The 920-nt window shown below is 59.6% G+C and carries 2 protein-coding genes; one reads left to right on the top strand and one right to left on the bottom strand.

Annotation, left to right across the window (positions count from 1 at the left end):
* A partial coding sequence (locus GIW04_RS30995; RefSeq protein WP_236479646.1) for a PIN domain-containing protein occupies nt 1–326 on the top strand: 326 nt, incomplete at its 5' end.
* A 136-nt stretch (nt 327–462) separates the two neighbouring features.
* Here the strand turns inward: GIW04_RS30995 and GIW04_RS30990 are convergent.
* Nucleotides 463–792 (bottom strand): YXWGXW repeat-containing protein, encoded by a 330-nt coding sequence (locus GIW04_RS30990; protein WP_034135113.1) that lies wholly within the window; start codon nt 790–792, stop codon nt 463–465.
* Nucleotides 793–920 lie beyond the last annotated feature (128 nt).

Here is a 920-nt window from a genome sequence, read left to right as displayed (position 1 = left end):
CGTCCCAACTGATCGAATCGCTCTCCGCCGCCTCGCCAGGCTTTGTCAGCCTGGTGACGCTTACGGAGTTGGTGTGGGTGTTGCAGTCCTGTTACCAGTCGGCCAAAGGCGACGTGGTAATGGTGCTGGAAACCTTGTTGCACACGCGGGAGCTGACCGTCGAGCACGCCGATATCATCTGGCAGGCATTGCGCAAGTTCAGCGCAGGCAAAGCCGACTTTGCCGACTGCCTGGTTGAACGCTGTGGCCACGCGGCGGGGTGCGAGTACACCGCCACCTTTGATCTGAACGCGGCCAAGGCAGCGGGGATGAAACGGCTCGGCTAGCTCGCTTTGTTTGTGTAGGAGCGAGCTTGCTCGCGAAAAACTCACAGGCACCGCGTGCAACCTAAATGCCCGTGTAACCGTTGACGTTTTTCGCGAGCAAGCTCGCTCCTACAGAGGAAAGGGTGAGGAGGTTTGGTCAGCGAACCCAGCCGCCGATCTGCCAGTGGTAGCCATCATTACGCTGCACCCAGTGCGGGTGTACATAACGATAGCCCTGGCGCACCGGCTCCCAATGGCCGTGCACTGCTACATAACGCCCGCCTTCCCAACGCCAGTAACCGCGTGACCAGATATAACCCTCGCGTACCGCCGGTTCGACTTCTATCACCTGCACCGGCGGCGGTTGCGGCGCCACCACATCAACATACTCACGTTGCACCGGCCTGCGTTCATGCACCACACGCTCTTGTACACACCCGGAAGCCGCGACCACCATGGCGGCCAATGCTGCATAACGTAGCAACATACAAAACCCTCGGGCGCGAACGCCCAACACCTGCACTGGTAAAAATCCCCCCTTGTTTCAGCCACGCTCCTGCTTGGCCCTGGGTACTTTTTAACAGGCGGTGTCTGTCGGGTTGCTGAACCTAACAG

The sequence above is a fragment of the Pseudomonas sp. PA-4-8C genome (assembly GCF_021606625.1).
Lineage (GTDB): Bacteria > Pseudomonadota > Gammaproteobacteria > Pseudomonadales > Pseudomonadaceae > Aquipseudomonas > Aquipseudomonas lactis.
Note: the sequence above shows the minus strand (reverse complement) of the source record. Positions and strands in the feature narration are given on the sequence as shown.